Source organism: Rhodococcus sp. 21391, assembly GCF_016772255.1.
Classification (GTDB): Bacteria; Actinomycetota; Actinomycetes; order Mycobacteriales; family Mycobacteriaceae; genus Rhodococcus_F; species Rhodococcus_F opacus.
This window is the reverse complement of the sequence record NZ_CP063783.1, coordinates 180,642-194,021: the sequence shown is the minus strand read 5'-3', so window position 1 is coordinate 194,021 and position 13,380 is coordinate 180,642. Positions and strand designations below refer to the sequence as shown.

Below are 13,380 nucleotides of genomic sequence, written 5' to 3'. Positions count from 1 at the left end.
ACCTGGCGATGCTCCGCGGCCTGCGGGCACCGTCGGCGAAGGCCGGCCCGGGCGCCGTCGCAGACATCCTGACCCGGATCGAGGCGCACCTCGCACGGCACGACGGCTACGTCGCGTTCTCCGGTGGCAAGGACTCCCTGATCGTCCTCGCCCTCGCCCGCCGCGTCGAACCGGATGTGCCGGTGGTGTTCTTCGACTCCGGCCTCGACTACCCCGAAACCTATGACTATCTCACCGAACTCGCCCGCACCAGGAAGCGCGTCTGAATAGTTGGTTCGGTGAGGTCGAGGGACTGCAGACCAGTCTCAACGCCGCGGCCGCGCAGCTCACGGCGGTTGACCGATCCGCCTTCCCAACGGCTGAACTGGGCATTCCAATCCTCGGCGGAAAGGAGTGAAGAGTCCGGCCGCGAGGAAATGATGGGGTCCACGCCGATCATGTGGGTGACCGCCATGCGACCTCGCTATGCCACGGTGCCGCCCGGCCGAGGTATGGGTGCCAAGTGCACCGAACACAGCGGACGCGGTCGGCCCGGGGATCACTCAGCTCGCCGCACTATCCGAGTTCGTGGCGAGGAGGTCGAGTGTGATGTCGACGATGAGGTCCTCCTGTCCGCCGACGAGGCCGCGGCGGCCGACCTCGAGGAGGATGGTGCGCACGTCGATGCCGTACCGCTGGGATGCGGCTTCGGCGTGCCGGAGGAAGGACGAGTACACGCCGGCGTAGCCGAGGGTGAGGGTTTCCCGGTCGACGCGCACGGGCCGGTCCTGGAGCGGCCGGACGAGGTCGTCGGCGGCATCCTGGAGGGCGAACAGGTCGCTGTTGTGCTTCCAGCCCTGCAGGTCGGCGACCGCGATGAACGGTTCGATCGGGCAGTTGCCGGCGCCGGCGCCGTGCCCGGCCAGCGAGGCGTCGACCCGGGTGACGCCCTCCTCCACGGCAACAACGGAATTGGCGACCGACAGCGACAGGTTCTCGTGGGCGTGGATGCCGATCTCGGTGTTCGCGTCGAGCACGTCCCGGTAGGCGCGGACCCGGTCGCGGACGCCGTCCATGGTCAACCGGCCGCCTGAGTCGGTGACGTAGACGCAGTGCGCGCCGTAGGACTCCATGAGCTTGGCCTGGGCGGCGAGCTCGGGTGCGGTGGTCATGTGGCTCATCATGAGGAAGCCGGAGACGTCCATGCCGAGTTCCCGGGCTTTGCCGATGTGCTGGGCGGCGACGTCGGCTTCGGTGCAGTGGGTCGCGATCCGGATCGACCGCACGCCCAGTTGGTAGGCGTGTTCGAGTTCGGCGATGGTGCCGATGCCGGGCAGCAGCAGGGTGGTCAGCCGGGCGTGGGTGAGGTTGGCGGCGGCTGCTTCGATCCATTCCCAGTCGGTGTTGGAGCCGGGACCGTAGTTCAGCGATCCGCCGGCGAGTCCGTCGCCGTGAGCGACCTCGATGCCGTCGACACCGGCGGCGTCGAGCGCGGCCACGATGCGGCCGACGTCGTCGGGGGTGATGCGGTGGCGGACGGCGTGCATGCCGTCGCGGAGGGTGACGTCTTGGATGAACAGCCTGGTGGTCATCGGGTGGCTCCCTGGGTTGCCGTCGGCGCGGCGATCGTGTCGGCGACAGACTCGGCGTAGCGCACTGCGGCCGAGGTCATGATGTCGAGGTTTCCGGCGTAGGCCGGAAGGTAGTGGGCGGCGCCTTCGACTTCGAGGAACACCGTCACCTGGTGGGTGGGGGCCGCCGTGTCCCCGGAGGCGAGCAGGGTGTGGACGGGTTGGCCGTCCGGGACGGGGGTGATCTGGACGTGTTGCTTGAGTCGGTAGCCGGGCACGTAGGTTGCGACATGGTCGACCATGGTCTGGATCGAGTCGCGCACCTTGTCGTGGGTGGCCGGGTCGGGGGCCGAGATCAGGCACAGGACGGTATCGCGCATGATCAGCGGCGGGTCGGCCGGGTTGAGGATGATGATGGCCTTGCCGCGGCGGGCGCCGCCGACGGTTTCGATGGCGTGGGAGGTGGTTTCGGTGAACTCGTCGATGTTCGCGCGGGTGCCCGGGCCCGCGGACTTCGAGGCGATGGAGGCGACGATTTCGGCGTAGGCGACCGGTGTCACGCGGGAGACGGCGGCGACGATCGGGATGGTGGCCTGACCGCCGCAGGTGACCATGTTGACGTTGGTGGCGTCCCGGTGTTCGTCGAGGTTGACCGCCGGCACCACGAACGGCCCGAGGGCGGCCGGGGTGAGATCGATCAGCCGTTTGCCGAGCGGTTCGAGCAGGGCGGCGTTGGCGGCGTGTGCCTTGGCGGAGGTGGCGTCGAAGATCACGTCGATGTCGTCGAAGTTCGGCAGCTGAAGCAGGCCCTGGACGCCGTCCGAGGTAGTGGGGACGCCGAGGCGGCGGGCGCGGGCGAGCCCGTCGGAGTCGGGGTCGATGCCGACCATCGCGCCCATCTGCAGGACGTCGGAGTGGCGGATCACCTTGATCATCAGGTCGGTGCCGATGTTGCCGGATCCGATCACCGCGACGGTGACCTTACGGGTGTTCTCGCTCATGGTGCTCACTCCTGGGTGAAGGTTGCGGTGACCGATCCGAGACCGGTGATGTCGGCGCGGACGGTGCCGGTGGTGCCGATGACGGCCATCGGCCCGAGGGCCCCGGACAGGATCACCTGTCCGGCCAGCAGTGGTTGGCCGAACTCGCGTGCCGTGCGCGCGAGCCAGGCCAGTGCTCGCAACGGGTCACCGAGGCAGGCGGTGCCGGTTCCGGTCGACACCTCGGTATCGTCGATGAACATCTGCATCTGCGCGGCGACCGGGTCGAAGGAGTCGAGGGTGCGACGATCGGCGCCGAGGACGAACAGCCCACTCGACCCGTTGTCGGCGACCGTGTCTCCGAAGGTGATGTCCCACCCGGCGATTCGGCTGTCGACGATCTCGAGGGCGGCCACCGCGTAGTCCACAGCGGCGCGAATCTGGGCGTCGTCGAGCGGCCCGTCCACCAGATCGCGGCCGAGGACGAACGCGATCTCCGCCTCCACCTTCGGCTGCAGCAGCCGAGACAGCGGAATCGGGCCGACCTCCTGGCAGCGCATGTCGTCGAACAGCACCCCGAAGTCCGGTTGGTCGACGCCGAGCTGCTTCTGGACCGCCGGCGAGGTCAGCCCAATTTTGCGTCCCACCACCGTCGCTCCGCCGGCGACCCGGTCTGCCACGATCCGCTCCTGCACAGCATATGCAGCCTCTACGTCATCGGAGCCAATCAGGTCTCGAACCGGAGCGCAGGGCGTCCGGGTGTACGCGGCGGTGCTCAACCGCTCAGCGGCGGCCACACGATTAGCCGCGGTGACGGGCGGCGCGCTAGTGCTATTCGATGGACTCATCTGACTTCCCGACTGGTTGGAGAGGAAACGAATGAGATCCACTGTCGTCCGCGGGTCGATCCATCACCAAGCACAGCGTTCCACTGAGCCGAACGCGACGCAGTATCGTGGATCCTGCCGCTAGAAGAGAGCGGAGGAGGCATCTGCAGTGTCAGATCGAGAGTTCGACCAAACAACAGTCCTGGGCAAGGTGATGGCGGTGCTACACGCCTTCACCATCGACGACGCCACTCTTCCTCTGGCCGAGTTGGCGCGACGCACGTCTATTCCCAAAGGAACCCTGCACCGAATCCTTTCCGACATGGCGGCTGTGCGGCTGTTGGACCGGAGTGGCACCAACTACCGGCTCGGCGGCGACCTCTTCGAACTGGGCATGCGGGCATCGGTCGAGCGGAGCCTGCTCGAGGTGGCGATCCCGTTCATGGAGGACCTCTATGTGCGCACTCACGAGACGGTGCACCTGGGGGTCCTCGACGGTACCGAGGTGGTGTACCTGTCGAAAATCGGGGGGCACCGGCAAGCGACCGCACCGTCAAGAATCGGCGGCCGTATGCCGGTGCACTGCACCGCCATAGGAAAAGTGCTGTTGGCTCACGGCGACAACACATTGCGGGAGAAAGTGCTGTCCGGTTCACTCCCCCGCCACACCCCGCGCACCGTCGTCCTACCCGGCCCGTTGCGCACTCAGCTCGACCGGATCGCCACCGAAGGCGTCGGTTACGAGTACGAGGAATCGGCCGCCGGTATCGTGTGCGTGGCCGCACCAGTCCGCGAAGGCGACGACGTTGTCGCCGCGATCAGCGTCACCGGCCCCTCGCACCGCTTCCGGCCCGACACCCACGCCGCATCCGTTCGCGCAGCGGCAGAGGGGATAGGGGTCACCCTCGCTCGACGAAATCGCCTCCTAGTCAAATGAATGACGAGCCCACCACCAAGCCCCTTCGTTCGCCACACACCGACGATGTCGGTCAGTAGGGAGTCGAGGTCGGGCCATCGCGATGTCGGGTAATACTGTGACGTACGCGAAATGCACGTACGCCCCGAACTCCTCAGCGCCAACCACGACCAAACGCTGCCAAACTTGGCCACCTGGCGTCTCGACGGATCCGCACATCATCACAGCTGCGGCGCGCACCGGAACGGACATCGAGCTGCGGAATCACACGTCCGTCGCACCGTTCGACGTTGCGGTCGAGGAGTGGTTTCCCGCGGCTGCCGAGTTCGCCGTCACGGTCGATGCTGCCTCTTTGCACACCCTGATGCATGCATGGGCGGGGCCTCCCGCTCCACATGTTCCCGGCGAATGTTGGGATCTCAAGGTCCATCCTGGCGTAGGAGCACCTCGGGACGATTAGTGGGAAATCAGATCGTCGAGAATCGATCTGCACGGGCAATAGGTGATTGCCACGGGTAGAGCGGTTCCGCGTTCGCCGGCACCGGAACCGCCATTGCGAGGACGAGGACACCGAGCACCGCCGCCATCAAGACCCGCACACCACGATCGACGGGTCCGCGGCCCGTGCCCGTGTCTCGGCAGTGTGGGGTGCGGTCGCTTCGCATGCCATCCGGCCACCACTCGAACAGTGCGGCCATGGCCGCATCCGAGGAGCTCGTCCTGCAGGTTCGATCACTACCGCCCGGTAATGTGACACACGCCACAGCTAGGGTTGCGGAGATGCCTTACCCTGCTGAGAAACACGCCCCCACAGGTTGCCCCCACGAATCGACACACAGAGTGAGTCGGAACCCGCGCCCACTCGAGGAGGTGCGGTCGCCATGACCACAGAACAGCTGGTCCGCAACACCATCATCGCGGGCCAGGTCGCTGCCGATATCGCCAGCCAGTCGCCCCGAGACATTGTCGGGGCGCTGTTCTCGTTCGGCCTCGACGACGGGAACGTCGACCTCGACGCGGTCGAGCGGATCCGAGCGGGCGACTTCGACGATTGGGTTCTCGCCGCCACCCGGTCCGGCCTTTTTGCTCCGCGTGAGATCGACGCGCTGGCCAGGTCATGGCACGCCAACCCCCGGTCACTGTTCGAGGCGCTCCTCGCCGACGCCGACGACCTGACCCGCAGGCGCTACGAGAACGTCTGGGACTCGCTCGACGAGGCAGACTCACGCGAATACGCCTGGCGGTGGCCACCGACGGTGCAACGCCTGACAGTCAACGCACCCGCCCGCAATGAGCAACAAAGCGGAAGAGAGCAGCATGGGAGGACGACACCCGATGACGAACTCGACCGTTCCAGACCAGTTGCTGCACGCCGTACAGGACCGCACCACCGAGATGCGCCGATGGTTGGACACCGACAACAACAGCGAAACGCTGATGGCGCACCTCCAACACGAGCCGGTCGACGCAGCGTGGCTGCGCACCTATCAGCGCCTGGGTCGCGACCTCATGTCGGCCGTCGGAAACGCGCAGGAGCAGTTGCCGCGCCGTCGATGAACGCCGACCAGGCCTGTGCGCTCGAACGGGTACGGGACACGCGCGCGGTCTGTCGAACTGTCACGCCCGCCGAGCACACAACGGTTTTCAGTTGGGCCGACTGACAACCACCCCTCAGCAACGGCCGAGACCTGAAGTCCCGTTCATCAATCCATCGGGAGTCGGGCGACCACTGCTCAAACTCTGTCAAGGCGAGGGTGTCGTGTTCGTCGTAGTCGGCGAGCAGTGTGATGAAGTCCCACTCCCGGCCCTCGCGTCTCCCGGAACTAGTGGTGTGTCTCTGATTTAGCTGATCTTTTCCAGTGCGACGCGGCCGCGCGCAACCTTGGCGAGGATGGATTCGGCGGTCGCGGTCCATTCGTACGGTCGGGGGCTTTCATTGTGGGCATCGAGGTATTCCTCAATGGAGACGATGAGGTGCGGTACGGAGTGAAAGACCCCGCGCCGCAGAGCTTTATCAGTCAGCTCTCGGAACCAACGTTCGACGAGATTAAGCCACGAGGAGGAGGTGGGAGTGAAGTGCAGGTGGAACCGTGGATGCTTATCGAGCCAAGCCCGGACCTTCTCGTGCTTGTGGGTGGCGTAGTTGTCCAGGATCAGATGGATCTCCAAGTCCTTGGGCACCTCACGGTCGATGGTGCGCAGAAATCTCAAGAACTCCTGGTGACGGTGGCGCGGCAGGCACTGGCCGATCACCTTGCCGGTAAGGACGTCGAGCGCGGCAAACAAGGTGGTGGTGCCGTGACGCTTGTAGTCGTGGGTCATCGTCTCGCCGCGGCCCTTGATCATCGGGAGCGAGGCCTGGGTCCGGTCGAGGGCTTGCACCGACGACTTCTCGTCCGCGCACAACACGATCGCCCGCTCGGGCGGGTTCAGATACAGACCGACGACGTCGACGAGCTTGTCCTCGAATCGCGGATCATTCGACAGTTTGAACGTCTCGACCCGGTGCGGCTTGAGTCCGCGAGCAGACCACACGCGCTGGACGGTGTCCTTGGAGACCCCGACATACTCTGCCATCGTCCGGCAACTCCAATGAGTCTCGCCTTTCGGGCGGTAGTTCTGCGTCAGGTCCACGATCTCCTCGATCTTCTCCTGCGGGATCGAGGGCTTGCGACCACGACCCTTGCGCACCTCACCCAACCGCGCCATGCCGTCCTCGGCGAACCGCACCCGCCAGTTCGCCACCGATCCCGGCGATACCGACAACGCCTGCGCGATAGCAGTGTTAGCCATGCCCTCGGCCGCCATCAACAACGCCTTGGCCCGCACCACCTCCCGATGTGCACCCGACTGCGAGCGCGCCAACGACTCGAGTACAACGCGCTGCCCATCGGAAATCTCCAAAGCTGGTACCGGGTTCCTCATGTACGGATTCTATCGAATCGATCAAGAATTATTTGCGAGACACACCACTAGCGGGGCGGGTCATCGGTGAGCCCTCCGATGTCGGGGCGCCGACACCTTGCGCCTGAATCCCCCGTTCCTGGGGTGCGCTGGGGACGACGTCCTGGGGCCAGTCGGCCTCAGAGGGGGCCACGCCGAACATCATGCGACGAACCTCCACATCGGGTATGCATATGCAGGGCGTCGTTCAATCCCATTCAGGACGGTTCACGACAGCCGTCCCGTCGATGATCTCGGTACTCGAAGGGCAGGCGAATGGCCACCCAGAAGCGGGCGGAAGTCACTCGTCGCGCATTGCTGTACGCCGCGGCCGAGGTGTTCACCCGCCACGGCTACGCAGACACGAAGCTGAGCGAGATCCTCACCCAGGCCGTGGCCACCAAGGGGGCGCTGTACTTTCACTACGCCTCCAAGGAAGAACTCGTCCGCGCCGTCATCGAGGAAGGCACGAGGCGGTTCACTGCCGTGTGCACCCCGTATCTCGACTCCGCCACGCCGGCATTCGAGGCCATGCTCGGGATCTCCTTCGTCACGGTCGACGCCGCCCTCAACGACGCGGTGATGGGGGCAACCTTCCGCCTCATCACCGAAATGGGCGACTACCGCAGTTCCGAGACGGACACCTTCGCGACCTGGATATCCACCTACCAACTCCTGGCCCGCCGAGCAATCGACGAGGGTGACCTGCGCGAGGACACTGATCCGGACGCTGTCGGTCAGCTCCTGGTGGAACTCTTCGCCGGGGCACGCCTCCTGGCGACGGCCACCGACAACCCCGCCGCCCTGCCGACGCGGACGGCGATGGCGTGGGATCTGCTGCTCCCGGTGCTGGTGACCACCCCGAAAGTCGACTACTTCCGACAATTCCTCACCCGGAGGCTGCCCACGGTAGGCCTGCCATGAAGGGTGCTGCGGCAGGAAGCTTCGTCTGAAATGCGGCCTGACCGCCACCGAACGCAGCCACGGCAACCGCAGACCGGACCTCGCGCACTGGTCCGCGCCACCCGACGCGGGGTCAGTGGCCGCGTTCGCATTGATCCGATTTTCTCCCCACCGCGATCACTCGGATATTCCTGTGGCACACCACCGTCTAACAAAGTCCTACTGGGAAGGCACGCCGGGTCCCGCATGTGGTCGGCTACATCCCGAACCGGCCTGCCGGCAAACTAGTGGAATTGGATCGCTTCCACGACATCGCCGAACTGTTCTTCGACATCGTCGAAGGTGAAGAACAGGCCTGGATTTCCGAGCCCTGGACAACCTCCCTCGCTTCCGATGCGCACTACCTACTCGCCGTGGACAAGGGCGGTCCTCCATCGTCGACTCGTGGTCACGTCCGTCCGCGACGGCCGGCAGCTCGACTATCGTGTGGTCGCCTTCGGGGACAATCCCCAGAATCTTCCGGAGCGGACCGGTTCGGCATCGGTCCGACACCCGGCAGAGGCCGCGGCGATCCTCGTCGACCCGCCGCTCCCAACGCACGGTCGGGACGACGCCGCGTGAGCCACGGAGATGCACCGTGACCCACGCGCCCACACTTCGGTCAGTTCGTCTCGAAGGCGGCGTAGCCGTTGGCCTTGATCTCGTCCCACCGCGCGAAGTACTGGGGAACACCGCCCGAGTAGTTGAGCATCTGCGCAGGCTTACCGGGCACATTCGCGCCCCAGTACCACGAGCGGGCTTTCGTGAACATCGAGTTGACGAACAGTTCGTCGACGTGTGCACGCCACTGCTTCTCCGATTCTTCGGTGTTCTCGAATCGTGTAATGCCGTTGTCGCGCAGGTGCTGGAGGAACTCGACGACGATCTCACCTTGGTACTCGGCGGAGGTCGGGCCGTTGCAGAAACCGGATGGACTCTGGGGGCCGTAGAGGAACATCATGTTCGGGAACCCGCGGGTGGACAGGCCCATGCAGGTGTCGACGCCGGACTTCCACTTGTCCTGGATACTCAATCCGTCGACGCCGGTGATGTCGATGGCCATGATGCCGCCGCTGTTGTTGTCGAAGCCCGTGGCCAGTACGAGCAGGTCGCATTCGATGACGCCGTCGTCGGTCTCGATCCCGTGGGGCAGCACCCGGCGGATCGGGGTCAGGTTGGAGTCGATTACCTCGACGTTGCTCTGGTTGATGACGTCGAAGTAGTCCTGCTCGAGGGAGGGGCGCTTGACGCCGTAGGGGTGCGGCGGTGTCTCGGGCGCCACGATCGCGGCCTTCTTCGGATCGGTGACCCGCTCGAGGACCTTATTGCGCCAGAAGTCGTAGAACGTGCGGTTGGCGTCCTCGTCGACGAGGATGTCCTGGAAGTTTCCGAGCCACATCTCGAAACCACCCTCCGCCCACATCTTCTCGTAGATCGCGTCGCGTTCCTCCATGCTCAGGTCGGCGGCGTTCTGCGGCAGAAAGTCGAAGTCGAATCCAGCAAAGGCCTTGTAACGTGCCTCGAACCGCTCGGGCAGTCCCTTCCGGAACTGTTCGTTGTCGTCGTGCGTGAGTGCACGTTGTTGCATAGGAATCGCCAGGTTCGGGGTGCGTTGGAACACCGTGACGTGTTCGGCGACGTGACCGGCTTCCTGGACGACCTGCACGCCGCTGGACCCGGTGCCCATGACGACGACCTTGCGGCCCGTCATGTCGACGCCCTCCTGCGGCCAGCGAGCGGTGTGGTAGCAGTCGCCGGCGAACGAGTCGAGCCCCTCGAGGTTCGGATACAGCGGCTTGGCACCGAATCCGGTCGCGACGATCACCTGACGCGCATTCTGCACCTTGCCGTCCGCGGACCGCGCGGTCCACTGCCGGGTCTCCTCGTCCCATGTGCAGGACTCGGCGAAGGTGTCGAACACGACGTCGCGGGTGAGATCCAGTTGTGAATCGACATATTCGAAGTAATTTCGGACTCCGTCGTGCCCTGGATACAGTTCAGCGAAGTCGTACTTCTTCCACAGGTCTTTGTGCGAGAACTGGTAGATCTGCCCGGTGCTGTCGGTGCGCGCGCCGGGATAGCAGTTCCACCACCAGATTCCGCCGAGTCCGCCAGCGGCGTCCCAGACCTTGGCGGTGAAGCCGAGGTCACGAATCCGGTCCAGCGCATACAGGCCGGAGAAGCCTCCACCGATGATCAGGACGTCGAGCACGTCGTTGTTCGAGTGTTTGCCGGTGCGGGTGGCCGTGTCGGCCTGGGATGCCGTCATGTCGTTCCTCCTCGAGATTTCCCGGGACGTGTATTCCCGCCCGGACACTTAAGACGTTAGAAGCGATCGTGTGATGTGAAGTGTCCGAAATCGAATCACGGACACACGCCAGGTTGCATCCACATATTCAGTGCCAGAACGTTATCCGGGTTCAGAATCCGAGATCGCGGCCGATCAGTTCCTTCATGATCTCGTTCGAACCCGCCCAGATCCTCGAGACGCGCGCATCCCGCCACGCCCGCGCCACCCGGTACTCATTCATGTAGCCATAGCCACCGTGCAGCTGCACGCAGTGGTCAATCACCCGGTTCTGCACGTCGGCGGTCCACCACTTCGCCTTCGCCGCATCGACGGAGGTGAGCTCACCGGCCGCGTGCGCCGCGACGCACTGATCGACATACGCCTGCGTGACCTCGATCTGCGTCACCAGGTCGGCGATCAGGAACTTGTTGTGCTGGAAGGTTCCAATCGATTGGCCGAACGCCGTTCTCTCCCGGCAGTAGTCGACGGTCTCGACGAGGATCTGCGCAGCATGTGCGAGGTTGGAGACGGCACATCCCAATCGTTCCTGGGGTAGGAACGACATCATGTGAATGAACCCGCGATCGAGCTCACCGATCACGTGGGCGTCGGTGACCCGCACGTTGTCGAGGAACAATTCTGCGGTGTCCGCTTCGTCCTGGCCGACCTTGTCGAGTTTACGGCCACGCTCGAATCCGGGCAGGGACGTCTCAACGCCGAAGAGAGTGATGCCCTTGGCCTTCTTCTCCGGCGAGGTCCGCGCCGCGATCACCACCAGATCCGCCGAATACCCATTGGTGATGAACGTCTTCGCACCCGACAGCAACCAGCCGTCGCCGTCGCGAACTGCAGTGGTCTTGAGCGCAGCCAGGTCCGAACCTCCGGCGGGCTCGGTCATGCCGATTGCAGTGAGCACCTCACCCGAGCACACTCCCGGCAGCCACCGAACCTTCTGCTCGTCGGTGGTCAGCTGCACCAGATATGGCGCCACGACGTCACAGTGGATACTGACACTCGACGCCAGAGCTGCGTTGACCTTGGCTAACTCCTCGATGAGCACCGCGTTGAAGCGGTAGTCGCCCGCGTCGCCACCTGTGTACTCGGCCGGGACTTCGAGACCGAGCAGATCGTGTTTGCCGGCTTCGAGCCAGAAGTCCCGGGGCAGCGCTTTATCGGCCCGGATGTCCTCGGCGCGCGGTTCGAAATACCGCACCAGGAACTGACGGACGGAGTCCCGGTAGGCCTCGTGGTCGTCGCCGTAGACTGTGCGTTTCATCGTTGATCATCCCTTCGGGTCGGTCCGACGTCACCGCCTGATGAGGTGGCGCGAGGAGCCGGGTAACCGAGGGTCGCCCGTCCTGCGCCCATCGTGTCCGCTCCGAGCCGGACTGGGATGTCCCGATATGCGACAGGGGCTCCCGAGGTCAGGATCCGAAGCGTTCGTTCTCCAGACCGAGCGCGCGAATCTCGCGGTACAGCGTCGACCGCGCGACCCCGAGCCGATCTGCGGCGAGGGACTTGTTGCCGTCGGCTTCGTCGAGGGCACGCACGATCGTTTCCCGCTCGCTGCGTTCGAGGGAGGTGAGCTGTCGACCCGACCCGAGTGCGCGATAGTCGTCAGGGAGGTGCTCGAGTCTGATGTCGAACCCCATCGACCTCGAGACAGCCGTCGACAGCACGGCATCGAGCTCGCGGACGTTGCCCGGCCAGTGGTGGGCGATCAGCGCTCGATGCGCGGCCGGCTGCAGTTGCGGCGTGGGACGCTCTGGGAGCTGGGCGGTGAGGAGCTCCCGCGCGAGGTCGTCGAGGTCCTCGATCCGCTGCCGCAATGGCAGCACGGACACGCTCCGGCGCACGTGGGTGTGGAGCTGGTGGCCACCGCCCGGTGCGGTCGCGGTCGCAGTCGCGACCGGCGGCGCGGCCATCTCGGCGGCGGCGTCCAGCAGCCGGCGCGTGGGAGCGACCGCGTCGCCCGATACCTCGTCCACGTGCTCGACGATCCACGGGGCATTGTTTGACAGGCGTGCGCGCAGGTCCGCGACAGCGGTCGGAGTCAACGTGGAACCGTCGATCACGAAGACATCGCCACCGCGCCCCTACCGCTGCTGGATGTGCCGGGCGACATGCGACTTGCCGACCCCGGACTCGCCGGTCACCAGGACCGGACCCACCGTGCCCGCGATCTCGCCGATGCGGCTTTGCAGCCGGTGGCCAGACTACGGCCGACGATCCGCCCCACGGGCTCGACGGAAGGACCCCGATGCGACGCGGGAGCTACGGCCGTCCGAGGGCGGAAGTGCGCGGAGGAAGCCATCGGACGCAGTTCGAGAATCGCACTGAGCGAATCTCCCGATTCGCCTACCCGACGGGCATGAACCCGCACGTCGATGCCCTCAGCGAAGCGCAGTGGGCCCTCCCATTCCTGCCTGGTGCCCAGGTGGCTGCTGATCCAGTCCCAGATCATCATCTGGTCGGTCGAGTCCATCAGCCGCGACGCCGTCGGAGTCGCGATCACGGTGTCGCGGCCATCGCCACCACCGCGGCGTTGCCGCGCACCCGGAAGGCTTTGCGTTCCTCGAGCGCGGTGCCGATGCCGTTGGTACCCGCGTACTGTTCGGAGAACATGAAACCCGGCGCGACCTGGGCGCGGTCGAGACGCCCGAGCAGGGATCTCACCCCCCGTGCGCCGGTCGACGATGGTGGCGTCCTGATCGGCCAACAGAATCGTCACCGGCACATCCGCGAGCTGCTCGGCCAACCGATCCACCACGGGGCGTGCAGCACGGACGAGCTTCGAGTCGGTGCGCGTGTCGTCGACGAACCGCAACCGAGAGCCGTCCGCCGCCGCCCCGATCGCACGGCACCGGCGCCACGACTGCTCGATCTCCGGCCGCAACCCCAATGGAGCACCCTCGTGCGCGTCGATGTCACG

General features: G+C 65.4%; 14 protein-coding genes and 1 pseudogene. 5 read left to right on the top strand and 10 right to left on the bottom strand.

Going from position 1 to position 13,380, the window contains the following annotated elements; translation table 11 throughout:
• Positions 1-8 precede the first annotated feature (8 nt).
• A pseudogene (locus GO592_RS43030) lies at positions 9-251 on the top strand (phosphoadenosine phosphosulfate reductase domain-containing protein); the annotation flags it as partial.
• A gap of 291 nt (positions 252-542) precedes the next feature.
• Here the strand turns inward: GO592_RS43030 and dmpG are convergent.
• Genes dmpG through GO592_RS43015 form a run of 3 tightly spaced genes read right to left on the bottom strand, consistent with a single transcriptional unit; the run spans position 543 to position 3,378 of the window.
• On the bottom strand, positions 543-1,571 hold the full coding sequence (gene dmpG, locus GO592_RS43025) for a 4-hydroxy-2-oxovalerate aldolase (RefSeq protein WP_007298147.1): 1,029 nt from the start codon (positions 1,569-1,571) through the stop codon (positions 543-545).
• Positions 1,568-2,551: an acetaldehyde dehydrogenase (acetylating) gene (locus GO592_RS43020; RefSeq protein ID WP_007298148.1), complete on the bottom strand. Its 984-nt coding sequence runs from the start codon at positions 2,549-2,551 to the stop codon at positions 1,568-1,570. Before GO592_RS43020 ends, dmpG begins: the two co-directional genes overlap by 4 nt.
• A gap of 5 nt (positions 2,552-2,556) precedes the next feature.
• On the bottom strand, positions 2,557-3,378 hold the full coding sequence (locus tag GO592_RS43015) for a 2-keto-4-pentenoate hydratase (RefSeq protein ID WP_039951648.1): 822 nt from the start codon (positions 3,376-3,378) through the stop codon (positions 2,557-2,559).
• Between the two features lie 148 nt (positions 3,379-3,526).
• Between GO592_RS43015 and GO592_RS43010 the strand changes: the two genes are divergently transcribed.
• Positions 3,527-4,294, top strand: coding sequence for an IclR family transcriptional regulator (locus tag GO592_RS43010; protein ID WP_007298150.1), 768 nt, complete (start codon positions 3,527-3,529; stop codon positions 4,292-4,294).
• Between the two features lie 446 nt (positions 4,295-4,740).
• On the opposite strand, the gene GO592_RS43005 is transcribed toward GO592_RS43010, so the two are convergent.
• Entirely contained in the window at positions 4,741-4,971 is a 231-nt protein-coding gene (locus tag GO592_RS43005; RefSeq protein WP_007298151.1) for a hypothetical protein, read from the bottom strand.
• Positions 4,972-5,608: 637 nt separating this feature from the next.
• Here GO592_RS43005 and GO592_RS43000 point away from each other — a divergent pair.
• Positions 5,609-5,830, top strand: coding sequence for a hypothetical protein (locus GO592_RS43000; protein WP_007298152.1), 222 nt, complete (start codon positions 5,609-5,611; stop codon positions 5,828-5,830).
• 285 nt (positions 5,831-6,115) lie between these two features.
• On the opposite strand, the gene GO592_RS42995 is transcribed toward GO592_RS43000, so the two are convergent.
• Positions 6,116-7,198, bottom strand: coding sequence for an IS630 family transposase (locus GO592_RS42995; RefSeq protein WP_109335496.1), 1,083 nt, complete (start codon positions 7,196-7,198; stop codon positions 6,116-6,118).
• A gap of 294 nt (positions 7,199-7,492) precedes the next feature.
• On the opposite strand from GO592_RS42995, the gene GO592_RS42990 reads away from it, so the two are divergent.
• Both GO592_RS42990 and GO592_RS42985 read left to right on the top strand, forming a co-directional pair.
• Entirely contained in the window at positions 7,493-8,140 is a 648-nt protein-coding gene (locus GO592_RS42990; protein ID WP_007298977.1) for a ScbR family autoregulator-binding transcription factor, read from the top strand.
• Positions 8,141-8,563: 423 nt separating this feature from the next.
• Positions 8,564-8,740: a hypothetical protein gene (locus GO592_RS42985; protein WP_157234286.1), complete on the top strand. Its 177-nt coding sequence runs from the start codon at positions 8,564-8,566 to the stop codon at positions 8,738-8,740.
• A gap of 40 nt (positions 8,741-8,780) precedes the next feature.
• Here GO592_RS42985 and GO592_RS42980 read toward each other — a convergent pair whose 3' ends face one another.
• The 5 genes from GO592_RS42980 to GO592_RS42960 all read right to left on the bottom strand — a co-directional run bounded on the left by GO592_RS42980 (position 8,781) and on the right by GO592_RS42960 (position 13,124).
• Positions 8,781-10,427, bottom strand: coding sequence for a flavin-containing monooxygenase (locus GO592_RS42980; RefSeq protein ID WP_007298976.1), 1,647 nt, complete (start codon positions 10,425-10,427; stop codon positions 8,781-8,783).
• Positions 10,428-10,578: 151 nt separating this feature from the next.
• Entirely contained in the window at positions 10,579-11,724 is a 1,146-nt protein-coding gene (locus GO592_RS42975; protein WP_007298975.1) for an acyl-CoA dehydrogenase family protein, read from the bottom strand.
• Between the two features lie 148 nt (positions 11,725-11,872).
• Positions 11,873-12,523 (bottom strand): helix-turn-helix domain-containing protein, encoded by a 651-nt coding sequence (locus GO592_RS42970; protein ID WP_039952089.1) that lies wholly within the window; start codon positions 12,521-12,523, stop codon positions 11,873-11,875.
• Positions 12,524-12,544: 21 nt separating this feature from the next.
• On the bottom strand, positions 12,545-12,652 hold the full coding sequence (locus GO592_RS42965; RefSeq protein ID WP_109336064.1) for a sigma 54-interacting transcriptional regulator: 108 nt from the start codon (positions 12,650-12,652) through the stop codon (positions 12,545-12,547).
• A gap of 307 nt (positions 12,653-12,959) precedes the next feature.
• Positions 12,960-13,124, bottom strand: a complete 165-nt coding sequence (locus GO592_RS42960) for a hypothetical protein (RefSeq protein ID WP_157234285.1) — start codon at positions 13,122-13,124, stop codon at positions 12,960-12,962.
• Positions 13,125-13,380 lie beyond the last annotated feature (256 nt).